This is a genomic window from Candidatus Phytoplasma pruni (assembly GCF_013391955.1).
In the GTDB taxonomy this organism is placed as follows: Bacteria; Bacillota_I; Bacilli_A; order Acholeplasmatales; family Acholeplasmataceae; genus Phytoplasma.
In genome coordinates, this window is the sequence record NZ_JABUOH010000062.1 from 1 (window position 1) to 20183 (window position 20183).

Below are 20183 nucleotides of genomic sequence, written 5' to 3' on the forward strand. Positions count from 1 at the left end.
TTTTTTTTTTTTTTTAGTATATAATAAGAATTAATAATTCTTCTTGTAAGTGAGATGAATTAATTTTTTTTTGATAAGAAAAAAAATATGTTTTGATTTGTATTAAAATTGGTTCATTTTATCTCTTTTGCTTTTAATTAAATATTTAATGTGAATAACAATAAATAAGAATATTAAAATTAAAAAAAATTTTTTTGAAGCATTGTAAAGAATTAATGAAAGAGGCGGAATTTAAAAAAAATATTCAACCAAGAAGGATTTTTGATTGAATAATATAGTTAAAAAGATCTAACAATTTTTAAAATTAAGGGTTTTTTTAAACAAGAAGAAAAGGGCTAATAAAAATATCTAATGAATTGTTTTAATAACTTAAATCGTTATATTTTACCTCTTTTAAACAACATTATTAAGGTTATTAAACCTATTAAGGATGAATAAAAAACTCTTTTTATAGGGAGTTTTTTTGAAAATAAACAATATTAGAAAAAATAAGCCAGGAAAGGATAGTATATTATCTATGTCAAAAAAACGTAAAAAGATTGTCGCTACTATCATCTTTTTAACAGCTATTGTTGTTGCGTCTCTGGCTTTCTTTTTTAGAAAACAATTAATTCATTTCTTTAACCAACATTTTAGAAATAAAGAAAGCTCATTGGAAAGAAAAACAGGGGATGGCAATTCCAACGAACAAGACCAGAAAAAACCCATTAAAATTGTTGCTATAACGCCAGAAGAAAAACAAAAAGAAAGCGAAAAAGAAAAAGAAACTTATCGCGAATTGGTTAAACAAATAAAAGAAATAAGATTGGATAAAATTCCGAGAAAATACCAAGATTTATTGAAAACCGTGAAAGAAAAAAATAACGAAGGAAAAGAGAATTTCTCTGATACTAACGCTAATAAGAATGCAATTGTTTCCTTACAGAAAAGATTACAAGCATTGATTGAAGAATGGGAAAGAAAAAAACAAACTTTAATAGAAACAAAAATAAATCCTAAAGAAAAAGAAATAGATAAAAAAAATACTGAAATAAATGCTAAAAAATCAGAAATTTATTATAAAAATCAAGAATTAGTTACTAACAAAAATACATTCGACATTCAAACAGGTAGTTTATCTCAAAATCGATATGAAATCTTTGTAAAACAACAAGAAATAAGTACAAAAGAAACAAAGATTAATAATTTGAAAAGCCAACAAATTACCAATGTTGATAGTTTGTTGGGCAACACAGAAGCAGAAACAAATAAAATAAGACAAGGCGCCAGAGACAAAAACAGGCAATTCGAAAATTCTATTAATGATTTAAATAAAGAAATCACTTTTTTAAAAAAACAAAAAACAGATAAAGAAAATTACATTACAAATGATTTAAATCCAAATATAATAATTTTACAAGGTAAAAACACAACTTTAGAAAACGAATTCAACAAGTTAAATTCTGACAAACTAATTTTGAAACAGACAAAACAACAATTAGAACAAGAACTTGAACAATTAAAAGCAGAATTGGCTAAATTAGAAGACGAAATAAAAGATTTTACACATTTAAAAGATAAATACTTACCGGAAGTTAAAAACTACATAAAAGACAATATTAACGACAATAATCAATTATTAACTGTTAAGGAGATGCAACCAGAATTATTAAACAGAGATGATCATAATAAACTACAACAAAAAACTAATGACACCAATTCCGCAGATATAAAAAAGATAATTTCTTTTGTTGAAAAATTAATTAAAATAGAGAAATTAAAAAATGATTTACAAGAAATTTTATTAGAAAGAAATGTTCTAGTCAACCATAAACTCCTTTTAAATTTAAAAAAAACAGCCACCCATCGTTTAAAAAAAGCAGAACAAATCGCTCACAATCCTTTTGTCAACGATATTGAAAATGATTATAGCAATAACACCATTCCTGGAGAAATACTTCAATTAAATTTACTTTTAAATGTGGTTGATAATCATTTACCCAAAGGAGATGAAACTTTTAAATGGAGACAAGAAGCGTTAAAGAGAGAAGCGAATCAAAATCAAGGAACAATAAATCCTGATTGGTTGACAATACAAAAAATAATATCAAGCTCCACTGTAAAAAACGGTGCTCAAAACATTTTTAATCCAAAAAACATTGACCATCAAGATGAAGAATATTTAAATTATGATCAATCACAACAATATGCTCGCTTTTTAGACGAATTAACAGATTATAATGACTTTCAAGAAAAACAAAAAGAAAATAAATATTATCCGTTTTTAACTCGTCAAGAAATGTTTCAAATAGCGGAAGATATGTTGAAAAAAACAGATCAAAAAGACAAAAAAAACTTTGAAACCAAGTTTAAAGAAAGTTTTTCAAATGATGTTTCCAAACAAACATTAGATTTTGATGATTTTTTTAATAATTTTAAAAATGATCAAACATTAGAGGATACATGGACTTCCAATTTTACAAACAATAACGAAACAACAACAAAATTGGAATTTCCATTGATGAAAAATAAAAACTTACTTCTGGATGAAATTCAAGATCCACAACAAACAAATATTAAAGAATTTTTACAAAACACAGAGATTATAGAACGATTAAATATTTAACCAAAAATATGACAATTTAAAAAACCTGAAAGGAAAATAAAAAAATGAATTTTTTTAAAAAAAATAAAAAAGTAATTTTAATTACTGTCGGTTTGATAGTTCTTTTAGCTATGAATATTGCCGCTTACTATCATTTATCACAACGCATTAAGAAACAAGAGGAGAAAACGCTTGCCTCTCAACCTTTAGGTAAAAAAACAAAGAAACCAAGTTCGCCAAATAATCAGAATAATCCTACGCCAGCCAATCTATCAGAGGGAACAAATTCGCAGGGGAATAACGAAGAAGAAGACGATGACCAAACAGAAACGCCAACAGAAATATTAGCGAAAATTAAAGAATTATTAAAACAAAGTTCAAAAATAACAGAAACAGAAAATGTGAATAACGCAATAATAAACAGAGAAAAACAAACAATAAGTGAAGCAACCCAAAAAATTAAAAATACACTAACACAAATAGAAAAAATAAGAAACGAAAGAACTACTGATAAAGAAGTTAAAAAAATCTTTGAAACCCATTTGCAAAAATTTCAAGCAGGCAACACTCGCGAAGAGCAAGAATTAGCTCAAATGATGAAATTTTTCATCGAAGTTTCTAACACTCTTCAAAGACAAGTTAATTCTTTAGACGAACATACAACAGACTTGTCAAATTTGAATCATAATGAGAAAGATGCAAGAACAACATTCATAGCGGAAAAAAAACAAAAAACAGAAAACAAATATGCAAACATAAATACAATACGCAATTACTTAAACCCTTTTGCTGCTATTTTATCATTAGCCAAAGACATGCCGGACGAAATAACAACTTTAGAAGGAACAGGGCAAATTTCAGCAGAAGAAAAAACAGCATGGGGAGAAATCAAAAAAGAATTACCAAAAATAAGTAAAGAATTAAGAAAACATATTATAAAAAGTTCAAGAGAGGAACTTATTCAATTGCTTCAAAAGTTAAGATCTCTTTGACCCAATGATTAAAAAATAAATTCATTTGATACAAAATTTTAAAAGATTGATCAAATTAAATATAAAAAGGAAAGAAAATGAAACAAAAAAAACTCACTAATAAAAAACAATTTTTATTGTTATTATCAGTTTCCTTATTGTTTTTATTAATAGTGTTTTCGTTAACTTTAATTGGTGCTGCGAAAAACCCAAATCAAACAAGTTCAACAAATAATAAGCAAAGTTTAAATAATAATAGAAATAATAATAAACCAGTTAAAAGTAGCGGAAGTGGCAATAATAGTGCTTTAGTAGAAGCCTTATCGCCGCCCGATTTCAACTGGGGAAGTTTTCCTGATTGGGGCAAAGTTTACGGAATGAAAACTCAAAAAGCTCAATTAGAAAAAGTAATTCATCGTTTTCAGTTAGAAAACAAATCAAATTATACGTTAAGAAATGAAGATAGAAAAGAAGCTGTCGTACAACCGGATGGAAAAACTCAAATACAAGTTGTAGAAGAATGGAAAGAAGAAATAGCTCACCCAAAAGGGACTATTTTCTACGGCCCGCCGGGAACCGGTAAAACTTATTTAGCTAAAGCTTTCGCTAAAAAAGCGGAAATGTCTTTTTACACTCTAACTCCTGATTCTACTACAGAAGAAATTAAAAAAGTCTTCTCTAAAGCAAAAACCAATTCACCTAGTATTATATTTGTGGATGAAGCGGAAGAAGTTTTAAAAGAAAGAACTTTACCGAATATTAGTGCTGCTCAAAATGTAAAAACATGTCTTTTTTTAAGTGAATTAGATGGAGTAGGAACTGATCCAGATCGTCCTTTTTATTTTATCGCTGCTACCAATCACTTAAATACCATTGATGATGCTATTAGAAGTCGTTTAGATCAAACTTATGTTGGTTATTTGAAAAAAGAAGAAAGATTAGGGTTTTTAAAAATTATAAGCGGCAAATTGGATATGGATCCTTTAGCTAAAAAATATTTAGAAGTTATTGTGGCTAAATTAAATAGAGCTATGGAAATTCCTGATAAATTTGCTAAGGCGATAACTGACAAAGGTTATAAAATGGATGCTTTAGGAGTAATCGAAGAACAAGGCGCTTTAGAACCGTCTGAATTCGGCGATACAAGAACTCCTGAAGAAAAAGAGAGAAAAAAATTACACGATTTAACCGAAAGAGTTAAAAAACACTTTTACTTGCTTGGTTCCAATCGTAAATTAACTCATTTGATAGATAAAGCTGCTGCTAATGCAGGTTTCCATGGTCACGGTCAAATTTTAATTTCTGATTTAGAAGAAGCTTTAGCGGAATTAATCGGTAATTCTTCAGAATATTTAGGCGCGATTAATGATGAAGACTTTACAAAATTACACATACGATCAAATAACAATAATCAACCAAATAATAATTAAAAGGTAATAGAAAAATGAATATAAAAAAGAATAGTTTTTATAAAAGCATAAAATTAATTATTTTTATAATCTTTTCTTTATTATCTTTTTTTTCTCTTTTTTTTAATAATAACGTCATAAGTGCTTATAGTCAAGAAAAAGAACAACAAATAAGGTCTCAAATTCAAAGAGCTGAGGAATATAATTCCAAATCTGCTAATCGGCAAACGGTTTCTCAGCCAATACCGTTTAATCCGGATAAGTTTAATAATGTGACCACAGAATGGATTAATAGCGTTGTTCCTCAACAAACAGATAATTCAAATGATAAAACAAAAGAATTTAATCCGGATAAATTTAAAGATGTGACGGCAGAATGGATTAATAGCGTTATTCCTCCAACCATGCCGGATCCGAACAAGGAACCAAGACCTTTTAATCCTAGCAATTTTAATAATGTTAATCAAGCACGGATTGATAGCGTTATTCCTCGACAAATAGTTAATTCAAATGATAAGCCAAAAGAATTTAATCCTAGTAATTTTAATAATGTGACCACAGAATGGATTAATAATGTTGCTAAAAACGATGAATTAGAAAGAAAAGAAGAAGAAAGAGAAAGAAAAGAAGAAGAAATTCGACAAGCTTATAAGAAGCAACGCGAATATCATGAAGAATATTTTAGATCAGGAAACACTATTTACAATGGTCAAAAATACGAAACAACACCAGAAGGTGCATTGGAAAATCGAAAGAACGAATACAACATTTTAGGACAAAAGGTAGACATCGTTTTCAACTCAGTTGAAGAAAGACGAGCGTACGCCAACACAAGAGGTTATCATACTAAAGTTAATAATTATACTCATCCTACAAGCGATGGATCAGCAATTGTTAGAAATTTCCCTTATATTCTCACTACTGATATTGCCGGAAAACAAATTAAAACTGATCTTTATAACGCTTATTACGACTTATTAAGTAAGTTCAAAGATAATCAAAAAAAATTAAACGAAATCAGACACAAATTAGAAGTACAAATTGAAAACAAAAAAGAAAATTTCAATCAGGCTTTAGAAAAAAATGTTATCGAAAAAACAGATTTAACGCCAGAAGAAGAACAAAATTTAACACCAGAAGGAAAACAAAATTTATCTTCATTAAAAAAAAAATTAAATATCTTATTAAAAGAAGAATTAAATATCTTTTTAAAAGATATCCCTCTGGAACCTATTAACCAAGGGGTTGATTTTATTTTCGAAGCACATAAATTCCAATTTGAAGACAATTTTTTACAAAAAAATTACCTTATTTTAGAGAAAATAACTACTTTAAATCAACAATTTGAAAAAAATACAAAAGAATCATACGAAGAAAATGATAAAAACTTTCAACTAATTCCTAAAGATCTAGAACAAACATATCAAAAACATATGCTAGATTTAAAATTACGTTTCAAAGCTTTTTTAACGTCAGAAAATAAAGAAGCTCCGCTTTTTCAAGATGTTTTAAACGCTTTTAAAACGATAATAGATAAACTTCAAACAACTAACGAAGCCAATATTGAATTAACTTTAGAAACAATTCAAAATAAAATTAAGGCTTTTGAAACACTAATCAAAAAGAAAACAGACAACATTGATCAAAAATACCGCAAAATTAAAGAAGAACAAGGTCTGGACGGTATTAATTTATTAGACCAAAAAACAGAAATTGACAATTTAAAACTAGAAGCTAATAAATTAATCGAACATATTAAAACAGAACAAGATCACATTAGTAAACACAATAACTTGATTAAAGAACAAATTGATAAAATCAATAAAGAGTGGGGAGATTTAAAACGACCTACTACAATTGATCAAACATTTCATGAAATGCTTAAAACCCATTTTAACGAAATGGCTGCTTTAAAAAACTTAATTGATGTTAAAAATGCAGAATTAGATGAATGGATTAAAAAGTTTGAAGAGATTAAACAAGAAGTTGATGAAAAACGTCAAGTTAATCTAAATATGTTAGATCAAATCCCTACAAATAATGATTATGGTTCAAATGTTTTAAAAAACCAAATTATAGAACAATTTGTTTCCATTCAAAAACCTAAATTTATAAGTGATTTAAGCAAAAAAGATAAAGAAACTAGTAATACATATCCAGATGGCAACCCCATAGAAGATTACAGAAATTATAAAACTAGTTTTGATCACTACCAAAAAATACGTGGCAAATTTGAAGCTTTAAATGAATTAATTGCAGAAACAAGCCAAGATATTAATGACAAGATTGTTGAATTAACGACAAAATATGCAACAGAAAAAGATAGAAGAAACAAAGAATTACAAGAATTGATGGACAAAAATAAAAAATATACTGCAAAAATGAAAAATAAATTAGAAACTGATCCTAAATTTGTTAAACATTGCAATAAGTTCAGAACTTATGTTAATGGAGAAACCGGAAAACAAACCAACAGCATTAATCAATTCAACGACACTGAAGAAAAATCAAATACGGATTTAAATAATTTATACGAAAAAAGAAGAGATTTGTTAGAAGAAAAACTTCGATTAAATCAAACATTTTTCCAAAATGAATACGGTAATATAAAAAATGAATTGTCAAAACTACAAGACATTGAAAAAGAAATTGATACAACTTACAAAAATACGAAAACACAAGAAGGATTGATAAAACAGGCTTTAAAAGACATAGAAGAACTAAAAAGAAAAATAAAAGATCAAATCGAAAGTTTAAAAAATACTTATTTAAACGTTGATTCTGTTGATAAATTGATAAAACAAGAAAATATTGCTTATTTAGAAACTTTAATACAAACCATTGAAACAGATATTGAAATGGATGAACAACATCCTATTTTAAAAAAAAACGAAGAATATGAAAATTCAATCGTTCAAGAAATACAAAGATTGACAAATCTTATTGATAAAAAAAACAAAAAAAGAGGAGAAATATCAAAAGAAATAAATGCGCATGAGAAAGAAATAAACGATCACGCAGGAACAATCAATCAACAACGAAGGATCAGCGACGAGTATCAGAGATTAAGCTGGGAATCAAATGCTTTTATTGTTTTCTTAGAAGGTCAAAAAGTGAGGTTTAATCGGGAATCAAGTCCGGATTGGGTTTCCAGACAAGAAGACACAAATGAACAAACTATTAAAAAGTCTCAAGACGAAATAGAAAAAGATAAAAAGGAAACGCTTGATTTAAAAACAAAAATTAAAACAAAAAAACAAGAAATAGAAGCTTTGCAAAAAGAAATTGATTCTTATTCATTCGCTTCTTTGGTTCCTCTTGTAAACATAGAAAATTTATCAAATTTAAATAGGGAAGCAACATATTTAAACGGTGACATAAATTATTTAGAAAAAAACATAAAATTTAACGAAAGTTTAATTAAATTAATCAAAAAAGAACCTCTAACAGAAAGGACAGTTGATACGTTAGAAACTTTAATTGGATTAAAAAAACAAGACATACAATTTTATGAAAATAAAAGGACAGATATTAAAAACAAAATAAATGAATTACAAGCAAAAATAGAAGAATTAAAAACATTGATAAAAATTAAAGAAGAAGAAATTGCTCGTTTAGACAAAGAAATTAATCAACATGCCCTTGATCGCAAAGAAAACAATTCTTTGTTAAACATTGAATATTTAAAACAACGGCTTATAAGAGACCTTAAGTCCGAAATTTCAGGCAAAAAAAGCCTCATTAACGAAAACAAAGCAAACATTAAAACATTAAGAACACAATTTGAAAACGCTTTTATTCAAGCGAACGAACAATCCAAAAAAATTAAAGATTTATATTTGGAGTATGATAAAAATTGTTTTAAAATAGGTTTGCTTGACGGCGTAGCTAAAACTGCTTATCATGAAACCGGACATGTTATAGGAAATTTAAAAGGCAATAATGAAATAAGTTTCGTCACTATCATACCTAATGAAAAAGAAAGTTATAAGGGTGTTACTGTAGCGAATGCGAGTCCTCTATCTGATAAAAAACAACAACTCTTAATGACGTTAGCCGGCACCGCTAGTGAAAAAAGATTAAATGAACAATATAAATTAATTAAACGAAGAATAGGCTTAGGTTCAGGGCAGAGAAACCATGAAGATTCTAACAAAAGATCCGACAACTATGTTGCTTATGAATTGATGAAAAACATGAATATAGTGCCTAATGATCCTAATTACGATAAATACATTCAAGAATCTAAAAACATGTTAGAAAACAATTCAGCTTTATTAGAAGAAATAGTTCGTGCTTTATTATTTGAAAAAGAAACTCTTTATAAAGATGATATCGACAAGATTGTAAATACGTTTCCTTTAAAATAATAATCTTTAATCCTTTCTATCTTTTCACTTAACTAAAGATAGTTAAAAAACCACTAATTTTAGTGGTTTTTTCTTTCTTAAAAATATTTCTAATATAAAATTATCACCTTTAATAAAAACAAGCTTTTTTAACCCTTTTAGAGCTTATTCTTTCTTATCTTAAAATGAATAAAAAATTTGACTTTATGACAAAAATATTATAATATAATGAATGTAAGCTTTTTATTTCCTTCCAAGATCAAAAAAGAAAGATTCTCTGAAGGAAGTAATATCTTTTTTAACGTTCTTTTTTTTAAAAAACAATTAAACAAAAAACAAAAGTGAGGTTTTTTTAATGAAAAAATTATTTTTTTTTGATATTGATGGTACTTTAATGACTAGAGAGTATGTTATCCACCCCCAAACTCGTCAATTAATTCAAGCTTTAGCTAAAGATCCTAATGTTAAATTAGGAATAGCCACCGGTAGAAGCCGTGGAGGAATATCTAATTTAGGCGATTTATTGCCTCTTTTTGAAAATTTAGTGTTAATGAACGGGAGTTATATTATCGCTGATAAAAAAACTATCCACGAACAAAAACTTTCCAAAGAGTTATTAACCAAAATCATTAATAAAGGCAAAGAGTATTCTATTGGTTTAGGCATTATTGGTTTAGATCAAAGAGAGATTGTAGTGATTAATTCTGATGTCGAAAAATTAATCGAAACTGACGGCAAAAGAAAATGGATTATTAAAGAAGGTCAACAAATCAACGTTAATGAAAATTTCGCTGTTGAGACGTTAGATTATGATGTTTACCAAATGTGGGCTTTCCATGAAGATAATGCTGTAGTAGAGAAATTCTCCCAAGAAATAGAAGTTTTAAAACCTTATTTTTCTCGTCCAGGGAGAAGTGATTTAGTGTATCGTTATTTCAACAAAGCTTCTGGTATTCAAAAACTACAAGAACTATATCCGGATTACCAAGTAGTTTGTATTGGTGATGGACACAACGATATTGAAATGTTAAAACTAGCGGATATCGGTATCGCGATGGGTAACACTAAATACGAAGAAGTCTTACAAAACGCTCAATTAGTCGCTCCTAGTATCGAAAAAAACCAATTATATGACTTTTTCAAAGCTAATAAACTAGTTTGATTTTTAAGAAAGGCTTAATGGTTCTTTTTCATCTAATAAAAAAACCTCTTTTTAAGAGGTTTTTTTATTAGGGAAACTATTTTAATTTATAGAAAATATTTTAATTATTATCCAAAAGATAATAAAGTTGATTTAAAACTCTTCGTTTGAAGCCGAAAAGTTATAGATAGAGGTGTTTTTTTTAATCAGGTTAACTATTTTATAAGCTTTGATTTCACTATTGAAATCTTGGAAAGATTTGAAGTAATTAAATAAGCCTTCTAAATCAAAATTACTACTAAAAAAAGTGGGTAATTTATGTTCAAAACGATAATATAATAAAGGTAATAAAATATCATCTCTAAAATAGTAAGTCATGTTTTCCGAACCAATATCATCTAAAATTAAGCAAGGCACTTTTTTCAAATAATGAAGTTTTTTTTCTAAGAGATCGCTATACCAAGTAGTTTTAAATTGACGCGCTAAATCAGGCATAAAAATAAATAAAACTGAGATGTTTTTATCGATTAATTCTTTAGTTAAAGCTTTAAGAAGGAAAGTTTTTCCTGTCCCAAAATGACCATGAAGATAAAAGCCGTTTTTAACACGATCAAAAGAGCTGATCATTTCTTGAGTTTTTTGCAAAACTTTTTCTTGCACTAAATTATTAATTTTAAAAGCGTTTAAAGATACTTCTTCTAGTTTTAAATCTTGGTTAAATAAAATATTATTTTGTTCTAAGTTATTTTTCAAATCAATATGTTTGGTCGCGGATGTTTCTTGTAATTTAATATGTAGATAAGGTTTAGTTTTTAAAACTTGTTTATAACCAAAACGATGATCTTTATTCTTGTTTTGTAGGTAATTAAAAACCATCATGACATCTTTATCTTCGACTTTTAAGTTTTTAGTCTCCGGATCGTTAGCGATAACTTCTTTCATTTCTTCTAAATATTTTTTATTTAATACAACCATCATTACACCTTTTAATTTTTAAATCCTAATTCTTTTTTGAAATCATCTAACCATTTAGGACTGTTTTTATTGTCTTTTTTGCTAGTTTTAAAGACGTTCTCTTCCATCAGGTAATCATAAGCCGTCTCGGTGGTTACAATCCCTTTTTTAGTCCAAGATTTTAAAATGGTATCAAAATAATTATAAGAAATAAAAGAATCATCTTTATGAGCTTTTATCTTACAAACATACATAATTAAAGCGTTAATAACCCCAATTTCAACCTCTGTTTTTTTCAATAATAAAAACACAATATCATACAAACCAGCCCCAAAACGTTTATTTTTACTAAAATTCTTAATAATTCGATGCGGATGAGAATTTTTCAAATAAAGAATCATTTCGTTAGTTTCTGTTTTTAAGTTTTTATTACTTAAAGCTTGAATTTTAGCGTTACTTTGAGAAAATTTAAGATTTAAGCTATTTCTTAAATGGTTTAAATCTAGATCATCTTCATAATTATTACGAAAACTATCTTGGTATAAAGTAGCCATTTCTTCAGGCGTTAAAGCGTACACAAAAGCTAATTTAATAATATAATCCATATTTTGCCATTCCAATAAAAAAGGTTTTTTAAATCTTTCTGATAAATGGTTTAAAAAAGTTTCATAATTAAAATATTTTTGCAAGACAGTGGCTTGTTTTTTTTCTTCATTATTGTGTTTAAAAGTATTTAAAGTTTCTTGAGGATTAATTTTTTCAAAATGATAAACATCAGTAAAATGTTTACTCATGTTTTGATAAGTAGTTAAATTCAACGAATTTTCGGGTAGCAATATCTTTTCCAAAGAGAAATAGATATGTTCGCCGACTTCGCTTAATAAGAATTGACTCAAAAGAGGATCTTGAAAAAATAAAACCGCGCTTAAAGGAGGATTTAGAGAATAAAGATGCTCTTTTTTTTTATTTTGATAAGTCGTTAATAAATTAACCGCTTCTAGCTTGTCTTTCAATTGAAAAAAAGTTTTTTCATCAATGTTTAATAAATCCAATAAAAATTGATGAATCAAATTAGGCTCCGCAAGATCATTAGTGTTTAAAAAAGATAAAGTGTAATAAAGCCCTATCGTGTCTGTCCCTATTAAGGGCTGATACAATAAAGTTAAAATTTTTTGTTCTTCATGAGATAAGATATTACGATTATGAACGTTAAAATTTTGTAAAGTAAACACTATGAATCTCCTTTAAAAAAATATTTTTTAAATAATCAAGCTTTTTTAGTTATCACGGGTTGACAATGAGAACAAAAATAAGAACCACGTCCGCCTATTTTTCTTTTTTCAATTTTATTTTGACAAACTACACAATTTTGCTTATCTTTACCGTGCACTAAGAGTTTATTTTGAAAAGACCCGGTTTTTCCTAAAGCATCAAAAGTACTAATAGTAGTGCCCCCTAAAGCGATCGATTCTTTTAAAATAGCTTGCGCTTTAGTTAAAATTAATTGCGTTTGAGGGAAATTAAGATGGGCTGCTTTAGTTTCTGGATGAATCCGCGCAGCAAATAAAATTTCGTTAGCGTAAATATTACCAATCCCGGAAATAATGCGTTGGTTTAACAAAACCGTCTTGATCGCGACACGCGTTTTTTGTAAACGCTCGTATAAAGTCTTGACAGGAATCAAAAAAGGATCAAGGGCTAAATGCTCTAATTTGCTTTCTTCTAAATAACGATCTTTTTTAAATAACAAAAAACGCCCGAATTTACGAAAATCATAATATTGCAACACCATATCGTTATCTAACAAAAGACGAAAATACTCATGTTTACCCGTTTCTAGACATTCTTTTTGCGGTTTTAAATATACTTTGCCTTCCATTCTTAAATGTCCCACAAGAACCCAATCATCACTTAAGAAAAAAAGTAAATATTTACCTTTTCTTTGCACGTCTAAAAAAGTTTGGTTTAACATTTGGTTAAAATGAGCCATATTTTGCACGATCGGTTCATAAAAAACTTTTATCCCTTTAATAGTGCGGTTAATCAATTTTTGATGTAAATGACGAATAATGACTTCGACTTCTGGTAATTCTGGCATCTTTTCTTTTCTAACCTTTAAAAATTTTTTTTAAAATAAAAAGACATTCTCGATTACTACTTTAAAAATTAAGAAATGTTTTTATGGGAGTTTAAATTATTAAGCTAAATCTTAACTTGAACAAATTTACTATTTTAAAAACCAATTTAATCTTATTTCGTAAGAAAATGTCTATTAACAAAAAACAAGCAATTATTAATTATTTTTGTGTTTTGTCGCTTAATTGTTGGAATTTATCGATTGTTAAAACATTGTTTTTAACTGATGTATCAAGAGAGTTCAGGTTTCCGCCTAAAACTTTAACTTTTTGACCAGGTTGTAAGAAAAACTCGGGATTATCGCTATCAATATGACCGAAGACTAAAACCACTTCATCAAAAGAATAATTTTTACCATCATAATTAGTTGTTAAATTATTAGTATACCATTCTCTTACGTTTTTATTATTTTGTTTAACATATCTCACTTTAACTTCTACAGCTACGTTGTCTGTTAAAAGGTAGCGTTGATTATTGTTTTTAGCACTCATTTTATTTTCTCCTTTAATCATTTTAAAAATAACTTTTTTTATAAAGCTTTTTTCTTTTCAATACTTATATTTTAAATTAGGAAAGCTTAATCTTAACAAAATAAAAAGCAATAATTAATCTTTTCATTTGGTATTATTAAGATCTTTTTAAGACTTTAAACCGTTAAAATAATCGGAATAATAATCGGATTTCTTAAAGTGGATTCATAAATCCTTGGGGTAATAAAATCAATCACAGATTTTTTCAAATAACTTTTATTGACCTTATCTAAGCGTAAGAGGTTTTGCACCATTTTTTTAACATCAGAAGATAATTTTTTAATCAATTCTTGGTTAGTTTTCATATAAATAAAACCACGGGAAACAATCATCGGAAAGTTCAGAATTTTCTTTTGTTTTAAATCGATACTAATAACAACTGATAACAGTCCTTCTTCGTTTAAAATTCTTCTTTCTTTTAAAATCAGGTTACCCACATCTTCTACGCCCGAACCATCAATATAAATATTATCCGAAGGCACACGGCCAATTAATTGAGTTTTTTCTTGACTAATACCTACGGCATCACCATTATCTAAAATTAAAATATTATCCGGTTCTACACCACATTCAATCGCTAATCTTTTATGATGAATTAACATCACATGTTCACCATGAACGGGAATAAAATATTTCGGTTTAATTAAATTCAACATTAATTTTAAATCATTTTGACTAGCGTGACCGGAAGTATGCGTATCTACCAATAAACCGTGGGTTATGACTTCCACATCCATTTTAAAGAGTAAATCCAAGATTTTATTAATACTATCTTGATTGCCAGGAATCGGGGAAGAAGAAAAAATAACCGTATCTTTTTGGTTTAATTTAACTTGTCTATGGATCCCATTAGCCATTCTACTCAGAGCCGCTAACGGTTCCCCTTGAGAACCCGTACAAAGTAAAGTCACATCATCGTATTTCTCAATATCATTGTTATTTAAAATAGTGTCTTTCGGAATTTTTAAATAACCGTTTTTCATCCCGGTTTCGATCGCTTTTTCCATACTTCTACCAAAAACAGCCACTTTTCTACCAGTTAAAACACTAGCTTCAATGATTTGTTTAATGCGGTAAAAGTTAGAAGCAAAAGTAACAATGACTATTCTCCCTTTGATTTTATAAAAAAGTTGATTAATCGTAGCCCCAATTTTGTGCTCCGACTGAATCATCCCTTCGTTTTGGGAATTAGTGGAATCAGAAAATAAACATAAAACACCATTTTTACCTAAATCAGATAATTTAGAATATTCCGCTAAAGGACCTTCAGGAGTATTATCGATTTTAAAATCTCCTGTATAAAAAACCACATTATCGTTATTTTTAAAAGCAATACCAAAAGTATCCGGAATAGAGTGATTCAAACGAATGAAAGATACTTCTGTATTATCAAAAACAAATTTAGAATTATGATTGTATTTCTCTAAAATACTGATATATTTATTTAATTTATAATCGATTAATTTCAATTCTATTAAATCATAAGCAATACCCGTCACATAAATTTTAGGAATACTGATTCTTTTTAATAAAAAAGGTATACTACCGATATGATCTTCATGTCCGTGAGTAATAAATAAACCCACAATTTTATGTTCGTTTTGCAGTAAATATTCATAACTAGGAATAATATAGTTGACCCCTAAAAAGGAATCATCAGAAAAAGAAATACCTGAATCGACAATAAAAATCTTTTGATCGATTTCAAAGACATACATATTTTTACCGACTTCGCCTAATCCGCCCAAGGCGTAAAAGACAATATCAAAATCTTTCGGAGAAACGTTTTGATTGATCATTTCCATTTAATATATTTCAACCTTTTTTCCTTTCTTGATCGTTTTTTTTAAAGAAGGCTTTTCTTAACGGGCGATAGAAATTAAAACAGGAATAACCACTGGTTTCTTTTTTGTTTCTTTATAAATAAACTTAGATAAATCTTCTCTTAAGCTATTTTTAAAATCGCTCCATTTAACTTGTTTATTATTCATTAAAAAGCCTTTACTTATTTTAGCGAATAAATCTTTTAATTTCCCGAAAGTCGCATCCGTGTTGCTTTTGTTTAAAAAACCTTTGCTAATTAATTCCACATTGCCCACGATTTCTCTGGCTTTTAAATCTAGATTACAAACAATGATGATCACACCATCATTAGCTAACAGCTCTCTATCTTTTAAAATGAAATCATTACCTTCTAAAACCGGCGTTCCATCAATTAAAATTTCCCCTAAATTTTTGAAAAAATTTCTTTTGACATAAGGTTTATTTTTAAAATCATAATTCCAAACATCACCATTTTCCAATAAGAAAATTTTATTATTAGGATAATTGAATTTGAGAGCGTTTTTCTTCATTTGGTATTGATGTCTATATTCGCCCGCAACAGGAATTAAAAAGTTAGGTTTTAATAAATGCAGCATTAATTTAGAATTCTCTTCATAATTATAAGAAGAAGACTTTAATAAATCTTTTTCTAAAACATCCACAATAAAGCCATTTCTAGCTAAAATATCAACTGTTTTATTTTGAATTTTATCCACTCCAGTGGCTTCAATAGATAATAATAAAATCTTATCTTTAGGATGTAGTTTCATTAAACGATCAGTTTGTTTACACATTCTTTGCAATCTGTAAAAAGGTTCAAAACGTTTTCCTACTACTATCACCACTAAATTTTTATATTTTAAATAATCAGTCGATGATTTTAAATTAATTAAAGATTTTTCAGGAATTTTTAAATAATTTTTTTGTAAAGCAACATCAATAATTTTTTCACTTTTACGCCCTAAAATAACAATTTTTAAATTAGCTTCTAAAGCTAAATCAATCGCTAACTGAATTTTTAATAAATCAGGCACTAAAAAAGAAATAATAATATTGTTTTCTATACTAGCGAAATAACTACTCAAATAGTATTCTAAAATTTCTTCTTTTTTCTGATTAATAATGCTGAAAGCACCTTGTGAAGCAGGTACTAACGCTAAAACTTCTTTTTGCGATAACTCTGATAAATAAGCAAAGTTAGTTTGGAAATTAACATCTTTAGATTGAACAAAATGCATCTCACTAATATATACTATTAATCCTTGCGCAGTTTCAAAAGCAACCCCTAAAGATTCCGGTAAAAAATGAGATATCCCAAAAAAATGCGCTTTAGTATTGCCAAAATCTATCACTGATTTGTCTTGAACAGCTCTAAATTCGATATTATGCGGATTGACATTATTTTGGTGTAAATTTATTTTTAAAACTTCAATAGCGAAGTCCGAAGCGTAAACCGGTACGTCTTCTAAATAATCAATCATATATGGCAAAGCGCCAGAATGAGTTTCGAAAGCCGAAGTGATGAAAATACCTTTAATTTGATCTTTGATAGATTCCAAGCGATGATAATCAGGAATAACACAATCTATCCCATTAGCGACTACATTAGGATATTTAAGTCCTGCATCTAAAATAAAATAAGAAGAATCTACTTTCAATAAATAAAAATTTTTTCCATTTTCTCCTATACCACCTAAGGCAAAAAAATTTATTTCTTTCATGAAATGTAATTTATACTCCTTGAACAAAAATTTTTATTAATCTTTGGAAATTGTTAAAAATTATTTTATAATGGAAATTGTTAAAAATTATTTTTTTTAATTCGTCCTTCAATAAAGGAAAAATAAAATCTTAGAAAGTAGATAAATAATATCCATGGATTACCCTTTCAAAAAAGAAAAAAATAACGTTATCAGCAACAAAAGTAATTTAGGTGCTAATTTAGAGAGAGATATTAATTTAACTAATCGTTTTTATCAAGAACAAGAAATAGCGTTGGTTTATAAAAACGAAATCCCTATCCAAGTAGTAAGGGTAGAATACCCTCAAAGAAAACAAGCTAAAATAGTGGAAGCTTATTATCGTACTTCTTCTCTACCAGATTATCACGGTATTTACAAAGGTAAATATTTATCTTTCGATGTTAAAGAAACTAACAATAAAAATAGTTTTCCACTGAGCAATATTCCTCAACACCAAATAGAGATCTTACAAAGAACACAAAAATTTAACGGAATCGCTTTTTTTATTGTTCATTTTAAAGTTAAAAATAAGTATTTTTATTTACCGATTGATTTTTTAACTAATTTTTTAAACAATAAGAAGGCTAAAAGTATCAGTTATCAAATTTTTGAAAAAGAGCTCTTTAGTATTCCGTTTAATTATAATCCGAGAATTGATTATCTTAAAGTAGTAGACAAATTCATTGAATAATTTTTTGCAAAAGAAAATTATTCAATTTTTTTATTCTAACGAAAAACTTTCTAAATTTACTTTTAAAATAGGATTCAAAAAATACAAAATAAAACCAATCACTATATTTTGTAAAACAACAGATAATGTGTAATAACCAAAAATTAGTTTATATGGTAGATTAGAATCCTTGATAACGCTTTCGTATTCATGTAAAATTGCATGAGCCTGCTTATTATAAAGTAAAAAAGAAAAAATGGCATAAGAAATAATTTGAACAATTGCTATTAACGACAAACTTCCTGCAATAACTTTACCTTGTGATAAATGTCTTAAATCTTTGCGGTGAAAAAAACCTGAAATAGTACAAGCTAAATAAGGCATCACAAATACAAAAAATAATAAGCCTAAAAATAATACCGTTTTCGAATCTGTATCTTTTAAAAGCAATTCAAAAAAATGTCTATCCATCGCATATTCCATGCAAATATGAATTGCTACATATAATAAATTAGAAAAGAAACTGAATTTCCATCCGAATAAAAATCCTATCAAAATAAGAGGTAATAATTCTATTCTTATTAAAGTAGTATGACAATGATGTCCGCCGTGAAATAATTTAACAAAGACCATCTCTAAAAAGAAAGAAATTGCTATAAGAAGTGAAACAACAATCATCTTTTTTAATAAAACTTGTTTCTTGTTTTTATTCATATCCCTTCCTTTCATTATACATTTTTTATTTCTATTTTTACTAAAAAGAGAAATAATTTTTTTATTTTTTTAAATTAATAGTCCTTCTTCTAATAAAGATAATAAATCTTGATTATTAGCGTTTAAAATATAATCACCTATATGATGAGTTTTTAAGACTGTTTCTAAATCTTCTTTGCGATAATAAACATCGATAAATTGGTCCGTAAATAAGGTTAAATTATCTTCTTTATGAAAGAAATCGCCTCTTAAATTCATTTGTTGAATTTTACCTTGTTTTAAATCTAATAAAACTTCTAATTTGCCCCAAGGGAAATGTTTTTTCAAAGTTTTAGAATACTGAGGATGTTCAAAATATAACCAATTTTCGGAAGAATATTTTTGCGCCAAGGTTTCAACTTTAGCTATTTCCTCTTCGCTGAGAACATATTCTTTTTGCGCTAAATCTTTTTCTAAATAACGTACTAATTCGTCTTTTGACATACCATCTAAATGGTCTTTTAAATTAGTCACCCGAGCAGAAACACTATCAATTCCTTTAGAAATTAATTTTTCATTACTTGGTGTAATACAACGTACCATTACGTCTATATCACAATTATACAGTAAAGTACCATGAATGATAATACCATTTTCGTTTTGTAAAAAAGCGTTTCCAGAGACTTTTTTACCATCTAACAAAATATCGTTTCTACCGCTAAAATATAAATCAACTCCTAATTTTTTAAAAGGGGAGATAATTTTATTCAAATGTTCTTTAAAAGTAAAATTTTGGTTTTTTCTTTTCGTAATGATGCTGTAAAGAGGAGTTTCCTCATCATTATAAACACATCCGCCACCAGTAGGACGACGAAAAAGATCAATCTTATGTTTTTTAACATAATCCAAATTAACTTCGTTTTCGATAACTTGGTTTTTACCTATTACAACTCCTTTAATAGTCCATAGAAAAAAAAAGACTTCATCCATATCTTTTAAAACATTGTTTAAAATATATTCTTCTAAGGCGTAATAAAAATAAGGTTTCAAATCTATATCTCTTCTAAATTTAACTAAAATCATTTTTTTACACTTCCTTTAAATAAATAAAAAAAATATCACTCTTATTTATATTATCATAAAAAATTATATAAACAATTTGATATAATAATTATTTAAA

At 27.4% G+C, this 20183-nt stretch carries 14 protein-coding genes; 6 read left to right on the forward strand and 8 right to left on the reverse strand.

Annotated features, from left to right (window positions below):
* Window positions 1-517 precede the first annotated feature (517 nt).
* The 5 genes from HR065_RS02845 (at window position 518) to HR065_RS02865 (ending at window position 10475) form a co-directional block, all read left to right on the forward strand.
* Complete coding sequence (locus HR065_RS02845; RefSeq protein WP_178734391.1) at window positions 518-2605, forward strand: coiled-coil domain-containing protein; 2088 nt, start codon at window positions 518-520, stop codon at window positions 2603-2605.
* 44 nt (window positions 2606-2649) lie between these two features.
* On the forward strand, window positions 2650-3576 hold the full coding sequence (locus HR065_RS02850; protein WP_178734392.1) for a hypothetical protein: 927 nt from the start codon (window positions 2650-2652) through the stop codon (window positions 3574-3576).
* A 77-nt stretch (window positions 3577-3653) separates the two neighbouring features.
* Window positions 3654-4985: an AAA family ATPase gene (locus HR065_RS02855; RefSeq protein ID WP_178734393.1), complete on the forward strand. Its 1332-nt coding sequence runs from the start codon at window positions 3654-3656 to the stop codon at window positions 4983-4985.
* A gap of 14 nt (window positions 4986-4999) precedes the next feature.
* Window positions 5000-9334 carry a hypothetical protein gene (locus HR065_RS02860; RefSeq protein WP_178734394.1) on the forward strand — a complete coding sequence of 1445 codons (4335 nt, stop codon included), beginning with the start codon at window positions 5000-5002 and terminating at the stop codon, window positions 9332-9334.
* 334 nt (window positions 9335-9668) lie between these two features.
* Window positions 9669-10475: an HAD family hydrolase gene (locus HR065_RS02865; protein ID WP_178734395.1), complete on the forward strand. Its 807-nt coding sequence runs from the start codon at window positions 9669-9671 to the stop codon at window positions 10473-10475.
* 132 nt (window positions 10476-10607) lie between these two features.
* Here the strand turns inward: HR065_RS02865 and HR065_RS02870 are convergent, their stop codons facing one another.
* From HR065_RS02870 to HR065_RS02895, 6 genes are all read right to left on the reverse strand, one after another.
* On the reverse strand, window positions 10608-11432 hold the full coding sequence (locus HR065_RS02870; protein ID WP_244948351.1) for an ATP-binding protein: 825 nt from the start codon (window positions 11430-11432) through the stop codon (window positions 10608-10610).
* A gap of 8 nt (window positions 11433-11440) precedes the next feature.
* Entirely contained in the window at window positions 11441-12640 is a 1200-nt protein-coding gene (locus tag HR065_RS03770) for a DnaD domain protein (RefSeq protein ID WP_178734397.1), read from the reverse strand.
* Window positions 12641-12675: 35 nt separating this feature from the next.
* Entirely contained in the window at window positions 12676-13506 is an 831-nt protein-coding gene (mutM, locus tag HR065_RS02880; protein ID WP_178734398.1) for a DNA-formamidopyrimidine glycosylase, read from the reverse strand.
* Window positions 13507-13705: 199 nt separating this feature from the next.
* The gene (locus HR065_RS02885; RefSeq protein WP_178734399.1) at window positions 13706-14035 is read right to left on the reverse strand and encodes a hypothetical protein; all 330 of its coding nucleotides are present in this window, start codon (window positions 14033-14035) and stop codon (window positions 13706-13708) included.
* Window positions 14036-14190: 155 nt separating this feature from the next.
* A complete protein-coding gene (locus HR065_RS02890) occupies window positions 14191-15879 on the reverse strand; it encodes a ribonuclease J (protein ID WP_178734400.1) in 1689 nt (562 codons plus the stop codon).
* A 57-nt stretch (window positions 15880-15936) separates the two neighbouring features.
* The gene (locus tag HR065_RS02895; RefSeq protein WP_178734401.1) at window positions 15937-17619 is read right to left on the reverse strand and encodes a ribonuclease J; all 1683 of its coding nucleotides are present in this window, start codon (window positions 17617-17619) and stop codon (window positions 15937-15939) included.
* 154 nt (window positions 17620-17773) lie between these two features.
* On the opposite strand from HR065_RS02895, the gene recU reads away from it, so the two are divergent.
* Window positions 17774-18331, forward strand: a complete 558-nt coding sequence (gene recU / locus HR065_RS02900) for a Holliday junction resolvase RecU (protein WP_178734402.1) — start codon at window positions 17774-17776, stop codon at window positions 18329-18331.
* A 30-nt stretch (window positions 18332-18361) separates the two neighbouring features.
* Here the strand turns inward: recU and HR065_RS02905 are convergent, their stop codons facing one another.
* Together HR065_RS02905 and HR065_RS02910 are read right to left on the reverse strand one after the other, a co-directional pair.
* The gene (locus tag HR065_RS02905; RefSeq protein ID WP_178734403.1) at window positions 18362-19024 is read right to left on the reverse strand and encodes an ECF transporter S component; all 663 of its coding nucleotides are present in this window, start codon (window positions 19022-19024) and stop codon (window positions 18362-18364) included.
* 69 nt (window positions 19025-19093) lie between these two features.
* Complete coding sequence (locus HR065_RS02910; protein WP_178734404.1) at window positions 19094-20086, reverse strand: lipoate--protein ligase; 993 nt, start codon at window positions 20084-20086, stop codon at window positions 19094-19096.
* Between the last annotated feature and the right edge of the window lie 97 nt (window positions 20087-20183).